The following is a 14,856-nucleotide window of genomic DNA, read 5'->3' as shown; positions in this document are numbered from 1 at the left end:
TGCTGTTTTTTACCTAGACAAGTATATAACAGCCTGGGGTGTCTGGCAACACCGTTTCCCTTATGGCAAAAGCTTTTTGAACAGACTTCCTGCCCTGCGCAGAGGTTTTGTGGCCTTCCACGAAGTTGAATCTTCGTACAGGGATATCCTTTCTTCCAGCTTATGCTTCTCCTCTCTTAATTCTTTTCTCTGAAGGAGCAGTTTATCTTTCAGCGCTCTCACACGGTCAAATTCACGGTACAGCCCGGACAGATCAGCCGGCAAACCGCTGGATAATGTCTGGACGGTTGTTTTCGGAAGCACTGTATATCCTTCTTCATTCTGCTGACTTTTAAAATCATGGGAACAGATATGGAATTTACTGCTGCTTTTTACGACAAAAACTGAGGAATCGAACACAGCACAGGGATATTCACATTTTTTTGTTCTGTTTGAAAGCTCCACGCCGGCAAAAGCAGTCAGAATATTCCTGATTCTGTCCTTTAACGGAAGAAACGGATGTTCGTAAAATTCCGGATATTCATAAGTTTTCAGAATTTCTCCCATTGTCTGGTCCAAAGGAATACAGCCAAATACACGGTCTGTAAAATGATCCTGGTCCAGGAAACCGAAAAAGGATGCAAACGGCCGGAAACAGTCAAAAGGATGTTCAATTTCTAAGTTCTGGTCTAAATAAATCCCTCCCTGTTCATACAGTGTCTTTACCGCAAAATAGTGAGCCACAAACTGATAATCTTTTCTGTCATATGCCTGTTTTACCAGAGGATGTTCATGGATATTGCAGTTTGATTCATTTAGAATCCTGCATTCATATGTCTCTGAAAAGATTCCGGATTCGTATTTTCTTTTTTCTGGTTCAGCCAGAGGCAGACCAAACTCACATATATAAACCTTCAGAGGTATTTCCTGATCCGGCAGCTGCAGATAAGAAAGTGCCTCTTCATATCTTTTTGGATACCGCTCTAAAACAGGATTCCCTATAATGTCATTTTTATGAGCTTTCAGGTGCCTGATAAAAGGTGCAGAATACATCCACCTGGTCCTCAGGTTAAATAAAATTCTGTCCGTGATTCTTGCAGCCACCGCATCCCGGTAATCAGCAGCACAGTGTGACAGCGCATAATTTTCTGCCCGGATCGTATCCAGAGTCTTTTGATTGTCAGCACTGTTTGTAATAGAACCCTCCCGCTTCATGTAATAATACAAAGGTTTGTCTAAATATACAATGTGTTCGGCATAAGAAAAAATAACCAGCATGTAGGCGGTGTCTTCAAACCACATATCAGGTATTTTACCCGCTTTTTCCAGCAGTTTTCTGTGGATCAGCTTCGTCCAGAAGGAGACTTCCCCCTGAAAGATCACGCTTTCATTTGTGACCGGCCGGGAAAGCCTTCCCATGATCTTTTTTTGAAAATTTCTGACTAAATAATAAGGAATGCAGACTAAGTCGCACGGTCCATTTTTTGTCTCCTCATACATCAGTTCAAACATATTATATTCCATATAGTCATCGGCATCCGCAAATCCTATGTAATCAGCCCTGGCATGCCGGATCCCCATATTCCTTGCTTCGCCCGGACCCGCATTTTTTGTTTCATAGATAAAGATGCGTTCCGGGTCCTGCCGCTGGTATTCTTTCAAAATTTTCATAGAACCGTCCGCCGATCCGTCATCAATAAATATAAATTCCATAGAGCGGAGAGTCTGATGAACCAGATAATCCATGGTCTGCCTCAAATACTGTTCTGCATTGTAAACAGGAATTACTACAGAGATATCCGGTTTACAATACTGCTTCTGTTCGTTCAATTCGCTCCAACCCTCCTATATATTTCAATGTCTCCTTTACCTCATCCATTGAATGGGGAGTGTAGACACATTTTCTTTTCTCATTGAACTTTGCTACTGCTTTCTTATGGGAAGCTTCAAAGTTCCTGTTTGCCATAAGCCATGTTTTTCCCATAAACATCCGGTACAGCAGAACCGCATTCATTTTTTTCTGAAAAATGAGTTTGGAGGTGATGGATGCATTGGACGATACGGTGAACAGTATCTTTTTGCTGATATCTCCGGTCAAAAGCACCATTTCCCATGGAACATTGGATTGTTTCATAACCTGAAATCCATATGGTGTGAAACGGTCTGTGCGGTTTCTTGGGTGAAGCTTTACGATTAAATTTTCTTTGCCGACGATTTCCTCAAGACACAGACAAAGTTCCAGGTCATTGCATGGTATATTGTCATCCACAAAGGCCTCTTCCAGAAAGATATACTTTTGCTCAGGCAGTACTGCTGTGCCAAAGACGGAAGAAAAAAGCCGGCATATTTGTTCTGATCCGGCATCAATTTTAGGAATGGGACAAATGAAAAAAGGGAGGCGCGGTCCGGTAAACAGATCCGGTTCATACAGCAGAAGCTCCGATATACTGTTTAAAAATGAAGCCTGCCCATAAGACCTATGGTCCATTCCGTCCTCTTCACATCTTTTTTCTACATCACATATATAAGTGGCCATTCCATCTTCAAATAAATGAACCGCCACATCCATTCCTCTCCGGATCATCGCATAATACATAAGTTTTGCATAAGCCGTGTCAAAACTTAAATAAAAGTCGGTATAATCCTCCTCAAGATATGAAATATCCGCAAACGTTTCCGGTTCCAGGCTGATCTTTCTCCTCTGATCCTCAGAAAGTTCCCAATAAGCCCTGGCATCTTCTCTGGAAGCCAGCCTGTACACGCGGCGGAATATCTTTTGTGCAGCCAGACGCTCTGCAATATCTGAAAAATCAGTGTGGTCACTTAATATTAAATCTGCCGCTTCTTCTCTCAGCAGTGAAATCTTAATCTGAACAGCGTTGACCAGCTGATACACTGAGTCACAACGGAATAAAACCACACAGATCACCTCCTGGCTGTATCATATTGAGATGAAGTCACATACTGAAGCTTCAGACTTTTTTCAATCTTTTTTATCTGTCTGATCATACGCTGGTTGATCTGAATCAGCTTCTCTCTGCCGGAGCTGTTAATATACCTGGCAGAATAATAGTTCTTCTCTACATTGGTGTGGTAGCCGTCAAAGCCTATCACATGAACTTCTGTAATCCCCATATCGGCTAAGAGGTGAAACAGCATAAGGCAGGCGTTATCTGAAATCATCGGGTCATCAACAATCAGATCTGAATAGTTTGCATGCATTGTGATCTCTTTTTGTGTCTTAATATTGGAAGTGAGCAGAACATGCATCTGATCCGACTCCAGATCATAATCCCTGGATAAGTTATAAAATCGTTTTTGATTGCTGATGAAGAGAAGGTCCTGGCACTGGTCCTCAGGAACATAATTGACGGAAATAACAAAATAGTGACTGTCCTTTAAAAATGCCCGGATCGTTTCACTTTCATCTATCAGGCTTCTCCCCGGCGCCATAACAGCCACAGGCCTTGAACCGATCATTTTTTTTAAATCTTTTTTCGTACTGCTGTCATCAATAATATTCTCCTGAAATTTAAAATACAAAGAATTGATTGTTTTTTCATTGTAAAGTGCTCTTTCATCTTCCGGTATCCGTTTCAGAATCTGATGAATTCTTTTTACATTTAAAGTCTGCTTGTTCATAAGAAAGGTAACATAATTAGGATGGCAGTTGTTGGTTGCAGCAAGAAAATAGGCTGCATTATACCCCCAGGGATGTACGAAAGAAATCGGGCTGATATATTCATCCACCAGTTCGATCAGCTGGTCTGTCCTGTAACGGTATTCCATTGTCTCATTGATGTACTGTGTCATAATTTCACTGCAGAGATTTCCTGCACCTCTGCCCATCCCAAGTACCGATCCGTCGATGATCAGACTTCTTTTTCCGCTGTTTTGGATCAGCATCTGGGCATTTGAGAAAGAAAGCTGAAGGTTATTATGGGAGTGATAGCCGATGCGGATTTCCTCATCCAGATTATCATCTACAAGATAAAACAACTTCATCAGCTGTTTTGCATAGAGCTTTCCAAGAGTATCCACCAGATAAAAGGCAAATGGTTTCATCTCATTGATCCTCCCGACCAGATCCAGAAGCATAAGATCTGTATAGGTAGTTGTACCGACCGGCTGCATAAAAATTTCATAGCCCTTCTCCATCAGCGCATATCCAAGGACAAATGCCTCATCCATTTCCTTCCTGTGAAATGTAATGCGGATACCGTCGATGGTTTCTTTCGTCCGCGGCGCAATCTTGTCTGCGGAAATCGTTCCGGTGACAATCATGGCAACATACATGGTTCCTTCCTTTTTTGGCGTGATAAGCGGGGTGATCTGATGGACGTCACAGTATAATGATTTATCTTCATCATATTCTGTCTCCTTTAAAAACCCGCACTCAATGATATCCATATGTGCTTTTCCGAGTTTTGTAATGATCGTCTGAATCGCTGATTTGGAGAAATCAAAATCATTGACATAGCCTCCGTCCCTCAGTGTACAGTCAAGTATTGAAATTTTATTCATAGCCCTTCTCCCTTTCTCTGTCTTTTAAACAAAAGTTATAAATTGCATCTGCCAGAAGAAAATCCTCCGGTTCATTGATGTCTGCCGCCTCTGCCTGTGTCGTCTCAATCAAATACGGGTGCCTGCCGATCCTTCTTCCTTCCTTCATGATCAGCTGTCTTGTGTAAATATACAGTCCCGTTGTCTCCCTGTAATATGGTTTAAGGTCCTGGGTCCTTACCACACACTCGGGTGAATAATTCAGAGGCTTGCCGTCTTTCCAGAAGAAATCCTGCTGCTTAAGAACTGAAAATGCAGAATCATAACCTTGGCTTTTTACCGCTCTGATTCCTTCCTCAATGGTTTTTACAAGCAGAAACGGAGCGGTCGCATGTGCAAGAACATAGATATCAGACGCAACCTCCGATGCAAAAGCCTTCAGCACCTCATTGATCTTTGTACTGCTCTGATCAAGTTCTCTGCTTCTTTTTAGAAAATGTATGTTTTCCGGAAGGAATTCTTTGATTTTTTCATCTGAACAGTAGACATAAATTTCATCAATGCCGATAACTTCTTTCAGCGTTTCAAGGATATAGCAGCAAAGCGGACGTCCGTTTGTAAATGCTTTGGTATTCTTGCCCGGAAGACGCTCATTATTTAATTTCATGGGAACAAATGCCGTTACTTTCATATGTTTTCACCTGACTCTTTCTTCATAAAATCCCAAAGGCTGCGCAGATTGGAAACATCCTCAGATGTAACGGTGTCCGGCATCCATGGCCTGGGTCCTATAACTTCTTTCTGTTCTTTTCGTGCTCTTCTGCAGAGAATATAATCAATCCCACATAAAAGTTTTCTATATTCTCTCTTAAGTCCTGTCATCTGCCCGATACGCAGAATCCTCTTTGTCCGCCTCATACAAAATTCTATATTCAGCAGACTTACATGTTTTTTGATGATCGGATCTTTGGAATAAATAAAAATACCGGATTCTTTCTTTTTGTCCTGGCCCGGGAGACTGACAGGCTCTGAATTTACAGAAATATATTCTATATCTTTAAAGATATCACTGTCAGAATCAGCAAACTGATACTGCTGCTTTGTATTTAAGAAAATAATACACTCAGCTTGTTCTCTGATATCCTCCCGGATGTCATCTGCAATGAGTATCTGTCTCCTTTGGAAATTATGGTCAGTGATCCCGCTGTGAAGATAATTTCTGCATAATGGCTTGAGAAGTTCCATACAGCATCCATACTGCCCGATGCCTCCGTCTCTCAGATCCGGGAACAATTCCCGCACGCATAACACTGCCGCAGCATATTGATCCAGATATGGGACCTGTGCCTCAAAATCAGTATCCATTTTAATCGGCTCCAGTGTTTCCTCCTGCAGTGCATCAATGGCAGTGGAGCCGACCGTTATAATTTTGTTGAACTTCTTATGAAAAATGAAAGGCAGCAGTTCTGAAGGAAACCGTTTGTCCAGTACAACAGCATCCGGAAACCATTCTTTGTATCTTCCTGAAAAGTCTCTGGGATGCGTTTTTATAATGACCTGGCTGTCTCCCCCAAACATATCCAGCAGCCATGCCGTCATATAATGATGATTTGCTATGGTTGGCTCCTGCATATACCGGACATACCGTGTCAAAAATAAGGTTGTTTTCACATTGCTGCCGATCTTTCGTTCCGGGCTGTGGAATAAAGCAAAAATTTTCTTTTGTTCTTCGCCGCTCAATTTTGGGAATAGTTTTTTTACGGAGAAGTCTTCCGCCTTTGCATCAAAAAATCCTGGAAGCTGGGCACTTAAGTTTGCATATTTTTTTGTCACACAGGGATTGTTTCCTAAGGCGTGAAGCTCTTCTGAGACGGCATAAGACGCATACTGTGCTTTTTTGTGAAATTCCCTCTGGACCTGCTCTCTCGACAGCAGTCCATTTCCGTCTTCAAAATACTGATATGGAATTTTTTTGGCCAGCAGATACATTCCCAGGTGTCTGTGATCAATGGCTGAGTTAAATTCTTTATAATCGCTCAAATCTATCTTTTTTCGCATCAGCCAATCCTCTGTCCACTGAACGCTGTATTCTATATGCTTCCTTACAATCTCACCGGAGGATTTCTCATTTAAGTGATAAGGGTTTACATAAGCTCCCTCGATAAATTCAAGAATTTCCAGCCGGTCAAAAATACCGGATCTCATAATATCCTGTTTCAGTTCCTCCATCCCGCTTTTTGAAAAAATATTATTTCCGATGACCAGCAGTGCTTTTTCGCCGGGATGGTAAAGAAGTTTGTGGATACAAAAACACAAAATATGATAGAGCGATGCTCCCACATATAAAATCATCTGTTTACCCCTTTCTTATCTTTTTATAGATACGCTTCATCAGCCGAAAGCCTTTTTTCATTGCTTTTGAACCTGTAATGTTTTGGATCATATTTTTGTGCAGCTTTTGATTCAGCTTTTCATCAAATGCATAGCGGATCATTTCTCCCATAAAATCACTGCGGCCTTTGCCGTATGATTTTTTTAATTCTGTGTCAGCACCTATATACTGTTCAAACCCGGTGCAGAAATCCATACTGCCCTCTGCAATCTCCCTGAGTACTTTGTGAGTCGAAAGATCTGCTTTCTGTTCTTTCCATACAGGGAAGCTTCCCCGGTATTCCTCTATGGTATATAGATGGAAACCTAAGATATCCAAAAACAAATTAATATCCTTTCCATACCTGTGCACTGCAGATTCTGTGAACATAGACTCTGCTGCTGCAATATGCATAGGCTCCCCGGATAATCTCTGGATTTTTCTTCCCAGTCTTCCTCCTTCTGAGAAATCTGCCAGCAGAATCCCAGGTCCCTGACATTTCTTTTTCAAAAATTCCGTAAATTCTTCATTTTCTCTTGTCTCTTCATCTGCCTGGAGAATCTCCGCCTTCTGTTCAGGAAAACAGCGGCGGTACCATGCACAGGCTGTCTCTGCGTTTTTCAGAAAACAGATGGTCTTAAGATTGTGCTTTTTTGCATAATGGTTTAAAAACAGAACAAAACAATAGATAAAGAATCCCACATATACGAAGCCAAAATGATATGCCTCCGTCATTTTCTCTGTCCCGTTATACATATATTCATTGATAAAGCTCTGAAAGGCTCTGGCCGGCGGCTTCTGCTTTTTTGAAAAATAATATCTCCCGGGGTTGACTTCCGGAGACTGGTACAGAACAAAATCAAGATGCTTAAGCTTTGCATATAAGTTCATCTGGTCTGAAATCATTCCGTATCTCTTTCCACAGGGATTATATGACCGGGTCATCTTTTTCATAAATGTATAATCACACCGTTTTCGTGAAAACTCAGATGCCAGGACAATGTTTGTTATGTACGGATATCCCGCTTTTTTCAGAATCGAAAGATACTCGTCCCTGCCGGCACAGAGATCTCCCCGGTCATATGCGATAATTTCAATCTGGTTATAATGCAGACAATCCATAATCTGTTTCATAAACGGATTGGGCACAAAACAGCCGGAAGGCTGATAAAAGACCAGGACACTCTTCAGAGACACAAATACGATCTGATGCCCCAAAAAGATCCGCACACAGCTTACTTCATCATAAGACCCATAATTTTTTATTTTCAATAATTTTTCCTGTTCCAAAAATTCAATGGCCGACAAAGACTGATTCATTTTTACTTCCTCTCTTTTTATAATTCTTGTTTATTATATCTTCCCGGACCATGTGCCTTCATCAGCATGAGGTAAAATCATTGTGAAATTTTATATAATGGTCATAAAAAATGAAAAGGACATTTCTGAAAGCGCACACACGGCCTTCAAAAACGTCCTTCTTTGTAACATATTATGAAGTTTTCTCAAATAAATTTAATAGTTCCTTACATCTGTTTTCTGACGATTTTATATTCATCGTTCAGCTGAAAATATGGACAGTTAAAATTAGAATATGTCATAAAACGTATCAGTTCATCTTCATCTAAATTCACGTCGCACACATAAGAACCATACAGGTCATCGTACACATAGTTGATGCAGGATTCGCAGTTGCTGCTTTGTTTGCCCGCCATAATATTCCTCCTGTTCTAATCTCAGTCTCTGCCTTAAGTTCCTGTCTTTATTATACTGTATAGTTCCGGCTTTTTGCAAACATACTATAAGGAACTACAAAGAAAGGAGTGATCTAAATGCACGAAACAAATTGTCACAGACAGCATAAACAGCAGGATCCAAAAGATGCAAAAAGAGAGCGTCCGCATATTGTGGAACCGCTGCCTGAATCTCAGCGTCCGAGAAAAGATGGTCCGGGCGGAAATTAAATCTGACTGATGCATATTTTTTCAAAAATTGGAGAGATTATAAGTAGAAAAGGAGGTTGCTATGGGAAGTAAAACATTAGATTATATAGCACTTACAATTACAATTATAGGTGCGATCAACTGGGGCCTGATTGGCTTCTTCCGGTTTGATTTAGTAGCTTTTCTCTTTGGCAGCATGACGATGCTTTCCAGGATCGTCTATGATATTGTCGGTATCTGCGGACTTTATCTGTTGACCTTTTATGGCCGCTGTGGAAAAGATCTCTAATACCAATAATCCTCATATTCGTTTGAAAAAGGACTGCTGCAAGACAAAAGATTCTGTATCATATATCAGAATCCTATGTCTTTGCAGCAGTCCTTTTAGTTTGCCTGATTCACCTGGATCCCCGGCCGGAAATCAAACAGGCGGTAAGGGCTGATCCGCATAACACCTGCCAGTTTTTCAATCTCCTCCAATGTCGGACTGACCAGGCCCCTTTCGATATCATAGATATGCATATGGCTGATACCCGTATATTTTTCCAGGTTTCTCAGGCTGTAGCCCTGTTCTTCCCTTATCTCCCATAAAAAAATTCTCATAGTTAAAATACCTCGTTTGGTTAGTATGTTAGTCTACTTCTGTATTTCTAATAGAAAATTTTTCTCCAGTAACTCAATGATTATTTTGTATATGTAACCTTTGTTATATTATTTTTAATATCCAGCTGCATGCCCGGTATACTTCTCACATAAGAGCTGAACCGGTTGTAGCCGAAATCCTGGACTTTAAAATTGCCAAACTCCGCATAAACCTTGTTGGCAAGATCTGATAAATCCATTCCCTTCCTGCCTGCGTTTTTGGCAAGAGCCGTCACATAGTGATCCAGCTGTTCCTTCATATCAATATCTTCCCTCAAAGAGACAGTAACAATGTTGCCCTCCTTGATAAGCCGGAAATGATCAAACTCTTCCAGGAACTTTGACAGCAGACTGTAGCCGTAGCTTCTCACGTCAAAATCAGGATATCTCTTCAGCAGTCTCGTCCCGATCTCGCCAAGTGTTGTCTCTTTATCACTGTTCTGATTGTCCGTTATAATGGAATGAATGGCTGCTTCAATATGCTGCCGGCTGATCGGCTTGTTTTCTTTTTCTTCCTTGTCCTCAATTAAGAGTTCCAGATTTGTAAATACATCACATGCTTTACGGAATGCAGGAGGTGTCTTCCCCTCGCCCATACCGATCACTGTGAGCCCCGTCTCTCTGATCCTGCTGGCAAGCCTGGTAAAATCACTGTCGCTGGAAACAATGCAGAATCCATCCACCCGGTTGGTGTAAAGAATATCCATGGCATCAATAATCATGGCAGAATCTGTGGCATTTTTGCCCTGCGTATAAGAAAACTGCTGAATCGGTGTTATAGAGTTTGCCAGCAGTTCTTCCTTCCAGCTGGCATGCAGTGTGCTTGTCCAGTCTCCGTAGATCCTCTTGTATGTAATATTGCCATACTGGGAAAGCTCGTCCAGAATCGGCTTGATATACTTTGCCGAAATATTATCGGCATCAATCAGCAGTGCAAATCTTTTTTCTTTATTTTCCATGTTTGTTTTTCTATCTCCCTTTTTAATAATATCGTTTTAAATACTGCAGTGCCATATAGTCCATAATCCGGATCGTCAGAAGCCTTCCCCGTTTCATGATCGTCTCAACATTCTGACGGCTTTTTTTTGCAATCACCGCAATGTTGCTGGACACATTTTTGAGGATGACCGCTTCTTCCCCTTCCTTTTTCTCCCCTGTGATAAAAATAGGTTCCTGAACATAGACATTCTTTTTCCAGGAGATTGTCTGTTCCGGCACCTTTGCTATCTTATCCACCATCTGTTTTGCCGGTTCAAAGTTCTCCTTCAGCGTAAGAAGCTTCAGACCATGGTTTTCAAAACGGATCCATGTCCTGTTTTCTACAAACGGGTACAAAATCTCTGAAATCAGCTGAAGACGGTTCTGAATTGAATTTTGAGCGCTCAGCATGTCCTTGGATACATTCAGAAGATAGTTTGCCATGCCGTCTTCCTTAGAAGAATGAATCCTGAGCCTCTGGGTTTTTCTCTTTTTTGCCGTTTTGACCGCATCCTCTGCCCGGTCATAGGCAGATCCCTGCTGCTGGGCTGAAGTTCCCTCTTCCATCCTCACAGTCCAATCTCCAATGCCGATTCCTCCGGTGATGGCTACCGGATAACACATGATCTCAAACAGCCTGAAATACGAGGCCGCTGACAGTGAAGACGAAAACAGGCCCTGAAGTTCATCGTATCTTCCGAAAATAACCGGAAAGATCAGGCTGTCGATGAAGATACTGTTCAGCTGTTCCGCCACGCGGGTCAGATACACCTGGAGATTCTGCTCCTCGGCTGCTTCATATCTCATTCTCTTTTTTATATGTATCATCAACGCTGAATATTCGTCCAAATTAAAACTCCCATCCTTTTACATGCAAACAAATATGTTTGCATTTATTATAACATAATAAATCTGTTTTAACTAGAAATTTTTTTGTATTTTCTATGAAATTCTTTCCAAAAATCAGACAAAAACTCATAATTTTTTTTATTATCTGAAATACTAACGTAAATAAAAAAAAGGAGCGCTGCCTATGAAATTTTTTACTGATGTATATTATGAACCCGGAATTCTTGATTACCCTCTGGGGAAGAAATTAAAAGAAGATTTTTCAGATCTGCCCTGGATTGAAATCGATAATCACAACCGGATTGAAGAAATGACAAAAAGACCAAACAGTGATTTTCCTAAGATGAAACGGTATCTGATCGTCGGAACAAGAAAGACACACCGCTACACAGAAAACCAAAAAATATCTGATTATCTGGTCCCATTCACATCTTCCGGATGCACTGCCATGTGCCTGTACTGCTATTTAGTATGCAATTACAATAAATGTGCCTATTTAAGACTGTTTGTAAACCGGGAACAAATGATGGAACGTCTGATCCGGACATCCACAAAGAGTGCAGAGCCTCAGACTTTTGAGATAGGCTCCAACAGCGATCTTGTTTTAGAAAATCAAATTACAGAAAATCTGCAGTGGGTCATACCTGCTTTTGCCCGGGAAGGCAGAGGCCATATTACATTTCCTACTAAATTTGCCTCTGTCCGGCCGCTGCTTGATCTGCCTCACCAGGGGAAAACAATTTTCCGGATGAGTGTCAATCCCCAGGAGATTATTGAAACTATTGAACTGGGCACCTCACCGCTGGTACAGAGGATTCAGGCCGTCAACGACATGTGTGAAGCCGGATATCCGATAGGAATCCTGATCGCTCCCATTATCCTCACCACCGGCTGGAAAAAACAGTATCTGGAACTCATTGACCAGCTGGCTGATCAGCTGACAGAGAAAGCAAAAAAATCCATGACCATTGAGATGATTTTTATGACATACAGTTATGTGCAGAATGCAATCAACAAGGAAGCATTTCCGGAAGCTCCGGATCTCTACGACAAACAAAACATGTCCGGAGGCGGCCGCGGAAAATACCGCTACAAAAAAGATCTGCGTCTGGAAGCAGAACCCATTCTCACAGATTATGTAAGAATACGTCTTCCTGAAGCAGACCTTGTCTATGTATGCTGAGATGTCTCTCTCTGTTTTATGCTTATGCAGTTTCTGCCCCGGCGTTTGGCCTCATAAAGTGCATTGTCTGCCCGGGCAATAAACTGATCCAGGGAAGTCTCTCCAGCCGGGCATTCTTTATAAAGACCGATACTGATTGTGATATGCTTTTCTGCCGTGCCTGCACAAAGATATTCCCCTGACTCCACAGAACTGCGCATTTGTTCTGCCGTAAGCTCTGCATGTTCGGCATCCTGATCGAATAGAAACAGCAGAAACTCCTCACCGCCGTAGCGAATCAGACTTCCCGGCCTGCCGTGCATCTCCTTTTCAAGAAAACCTGCAAACGCCCTGAGACATTCATCCCCGGACATATGCCCGAAACGGTCATTATACTGTTTAAAGTAGTCGATATCGATCATCATGCAGGCGATATTTCTCTGTTCTCTGCGCACACTCTGAAACTGCTTTTCCAGAACAGTATCCAGATAACTGCGGTTATAAAGACCTGTCAGGTGGTCCCGTACCACCTGCTGGTTCAGCTTTTTATTGATTTCAACTATTTTGCTGTACTGCTCGTTTATAATAATCCTGTCATATTCCGACATCACACGGTTCCGGTAGAATATAACCGATATTACAATACAGAGTATGGAAATAAAAAAACTGTTTGTCAGGTTATTAAAACTCTGATCTGCCCCATACGGATCAGGGAAATAAGGAAGCAGTATGTTCAGAAGAAGAAAATTGCCTCCGAAAAGCAGAATACTTTGCCATGGCTTCATCATGCCCACGGCTGCCGCCAGCAGACTCATATAGATAAAAACATTCAGCCCGTTGCCTCCAAGCTGGTCATTCAGCGTGACAGCCGTACCCCAAAAACAAATCAGGATCATATAGATAAACTCCGCCCGGCTGTATGCCTTATAATATTCCACAATCTTTTTCTTTATCAAAACCTTGGCAAAAAGGTACAGCAGGGTACACAGAATCAGTCCCATATACATGCAGAAATAAGCGGTCCTTCTGGGCTTTACAAACGGTCCTCCCGGGAGAGTTGATATGGAAAACAGCATTAAAATCTGGCATGCCAAAATGACCAGCTGAAAAGCAGCGTGCATTTTATAAGTATGCCTTGTAAGATTTTGTTCAATTTGGTTCCTGTAAAATGACTCTGCGGGAAATCCCAGGTATCTTTTTATTTCATTCATATATTACCTCTATTCCTGACAGCAGGACTTTAACAATTAAAAACCAGCGATAAAACGTTCATCAGTGTCTGAGTCTCAAATATCCCGGAAAACAAAAATTCTTCGAAAAGAGCCTCCATATTTTCCTCTGAATACTCGATTTCCTTTGAAAACAGCCTTGCAATCTCCCTGGCCGGCAGATAATCTGAAACTGCCGCCTCCAGACCCCGGACAACAAGACATCCAAACAATGCAAATTTTATTTTATCCAGCAGCTGGTAATCATAGAAGGACTGCAGAAAATACCGGTATATAAAATAAATCATCAGCTGTTCATAAAAAACAGCATCAGCATCAGAAAAAATAATACTGTTTTCCTTTGCTTTCACTGCTGCAAGTTTTAAAATCCTCTCCCATTGATCTGTGAGTATTTCAAAGCTCTGAAGAAGTTCTATACAATCACAGAACCAAGCCATAAGATCAGCCGGCTGTCCATGATCCGCCTGATCTGTCTTTTGTGTATATATATGCTCAGACATGGATTTCATATCCTGTATGCTGTAATCTTCCTGAAGATCGGATACCTGAGATAAAATCTGTGTCATGCGGCTTTTAAGCGGCCGCTGTCGTTCCTGAAGCAGAAGAATCATCCGGTCCCTGGCCGTTTCCAGAAGTTTAAGCCACGGATCCTCTTTCTTATCTTCCTGCTTTTCTCCTTCTTCTATAAACCGTACCTTATCCTTATTGCTCAGGATCAGCCTGGCTGCCTCCTCGCAGACAAGCCCTAAGCCCGCTTCCTCTCTGCCGCCGTATATTTCGTAAAACCGGGGATGATCCGTACAGATCTGGCACAGATGTTCCTCCCCCAGACGGATAAAAATATCACACAAATTATCGGTGTTTAAAAAGGGGCACCTGTCCCCTTCCATCATAAAATGATAAGGTTTTGTATGATTTATACACCGGTTCAGCCGCTCACCAAACTCCCCCTGAACACTGCAGTAATCATCATACGATTCATCATCTATATCAATCTCCCATCCGACACAGCAGCTGTCCCTGCAGGCCGAACCAATGCATTTAAAATCAAGATAATAATCTGGTATCAGACGATTCATTATTTGTCCTCCTGGTTAATGTATGACATTTTGACCAGTTCTCCGGCTTGCTGTCTCAGGAATGTAAGATTTTCTAACTTTCAGCAAAGCTTCTCCGGCGGCCCGTTCGGAACTCACTTCG

The 14,856-nt window shown here is 41.8% G+C and carries 15 protein-coding genes; 3 read left to right on the top strand and 12 right to left on the bottom strand.

The window, feature by feature from the left end; all coding sequences use genetic code 11:
• Nucleotides 1-60: 60 nt before the first annotated feature.
• The 7 genes from KH180_RS02550 to KH180_RS02520 form a co-directional block, all read right to left on the bottom strand.
• Entirely contained in the window at nt 61-1,809 is a 1,749-nt protein-coding gene (locus KH180_RS02550) for a glycosyltransferase family 2 protein (RefSeq protein ID WP_290756070.1), read from the bottom strand.
• Nucleotides 1,784-2,899 (bottom strand): polysialyltransferase family glycosyltransferase, encoded by a 1,116-nt coding sequence (locus KH180_RS02545; RefSeq protein ID WP_290756068.1) that lies wholly within the window; start codon nt 2,897-2,899, stop codon nt 1,784-1,786. Before KH180_RS02545 ends, KH180_RS02550 begins: the two co-directional genes overlap by 26 nt.
• 5 nt (nt 2,900-2,904) lie before the next feature.
• Nucleotides 2,905-4,503: an aldolase catalytic domain-containing protein gene (locus tag KH180_RS02540; RefSeq protein WP_290756067.1), complete on the bottom strand. Its 1,599-nt coding sequence runs from the start codon at nt 4,501-4,503 to the stop codon at nt 2,905-2,907.
• Complete coding sequence (locus KH180_RS02535) at nt 4,496-5,173, bottom strand: acylneuraminate cytidylyltransferase family protein (RefSeq protein ID WP_290756065.1); 678 nt, start codon at nt 5,171-5,173, stop codon at nt 4,496-4,498. The genes KH180_RS02540 and KH180_RS02535 overlap by 8 nt, the downstream gene beginning before the upstream one ends.
• Nucleotides 5,170-6,834: a glycosyltransferase family 52 gene (locus KH180_RS02530; protein ID WP_290756063.1), complete on the bottom strand. Its 1,665-nt coding sequence runs from the start codon at nt 6,832-6,834 to the stop codon at nt 5,170-5,172. The genes KH180_RS02535 and KH180_RS02530 overlap by 4 nt, the downstream gene beginning before the upstream one ends.
• A 4-nt stretch (nt 6,835-6,838) precedes the next feature.
• Nucleotides 6,839-8,173 (bottom strand): hypothetical protein, encoded by a 1,335-nt coding sequence (locus tag KH180_RS02525; protein ID WP_290756061.1) that lies wholly within the window; start codon nt 8,171-8,173, stop codon nt 6,839-6,841.
• A 206-nt stretch (nt 8,174-8,379) separates the two neighbouring features.
• A complete protein-coding gene (locus KH180_RS02520; RefSeq protein WP_290756059.1) occupies nt 8,380-8,568 on the bottom strand; it encodes a DUF6472 family protein in 189 nt (62 codons plus the stop codon).
• 117 nt (nt 8,569-8,685) lie between these two features.
• On the opposite strand from KH180_RS02520, the gene KH180_RS02515 reads away from it, so the two are divergent.
• Nucleotides 8,686-8,817 carry a hypothetical protein gene (locus tag KH180_RS02515; protein ID WP_290756058.1) on the top strand — a complete coding sequence of 44 codons (132 nt, stop codon included), beginning with the start codon at nt 8,686-8,688 and terminating at the stop codon, nt 8,815-8,817.
• Between the two features lie 61 nt (nt 8,818-8,878).
• The gene (locus KH180_RS02510; protein ID WP_137328596.1) at nt 8,879-9,085 is read left to right on the top strand and encodes a DUF378 domain-containing protein; all 207 of its coding nucleotides are present in this window, start codon (nt 8,879-8,881) and stop codon (nt 9,083-9,085) included.
• 95 nt (nt 9,086-9,180) lie between these two features.
• On the opposite strand, the gene KH180_RS02505 is transcribed toward KH180_RS02510, so the two are convergent.
• The 3 genes from KH180_RS02505 to KH180_RS02495 form a co-directional block, all read right to left on the bottom strand.
• Entirely contained in the window at nt 9,181-9,399 is a 219-nt protein-coding gene (locus tag KH180_RS02505; protein WP_137328595.1) for a helix-turn-helix domain-containing protein, read from the bottom strand.
• Between the two features lie 80 nt (nt 9,400-9,479).
• Entirely contained in the window at nt 9,480-10,397 is a 918-nt protein-coding gene (locus tag KH180_RS02500) for an NYN domain-containing protein (RefSeq protein ID WP_290756052.1), read from the bottom strand.
• A 22-nt stretch (nt 10,398-10,419) separates the two neighbouring features.
• Complete coding sequence (locus tag KH180_RS02495) at nt 10,420-11,265, bottom strand: hypothetical protein (RefSeq protein ID WP_290756050.1); 846 nt, start codon at nt 11,263-11,265, stop codon at nt 10,420-10,422.
• Nucleotides 11,266-11,449: 184 nt separating this feature from the next.
• On the opposite strand from KH180_RS02495, the gene KH180_RS02490 reads away from it, so the two are divergent.
• Entirely contained in the window at nt 11,450-12,448 is a 999-nt protein-coding gene (locus KH180_RS02490; RefSeq protein ID WP_290756048.1) for an SPL family radical SAM protein, read from the top strand.
• Here the strand turns inward: KH180_RS02490 and KH180_RS02485 are convergent.
• Together KH180_RS02485 and fliB are read right to left on the bottom strand one after the other, a co-directional pair.
• Nucleotides 12,436-13,638, bottom strand: a complete 1,203-nt coding sequence (locus tag KH180_RS02485) for a GGDEF domain-containing protein (protein WP_290756047.1) — start codon at nt 13,636-13,638, stop codon at nt 12,436-12,438. The genes KH180_RS02490 and KH180_RS02485 overlap by 13 nt on opposite strands.
• 29 nt (nt 13,639-13,667) lie before the next feature.
• Nucleotides 13,668-14,735 (bottom strand): flagellin lysine-N-methylase, encoded by a 1,068-nt coding sequence (gene fliB, locus KH180_RS02480; protein WP_290756045.1) that lies wholly within the window; start codon nt 14,733-14,735, stop codon nt 13,668-13,670.
• Nucleotides 14,736-14,856 lie beyond the last annotated feature (121 nt).

The organism is Anaerostipes sp. (assembly GCF_018381315.1).
Taxonomy (GTDB): domain Bacteria; phylum Bacillota; class Clostridia; order Lachnospirales; family Lachnospiraceae; genus Anaerostipes.
Note: the sequence above shows the minus strand (reverse complement) of the source record. Positions and strands in the feature narration are given on the sequence as shown.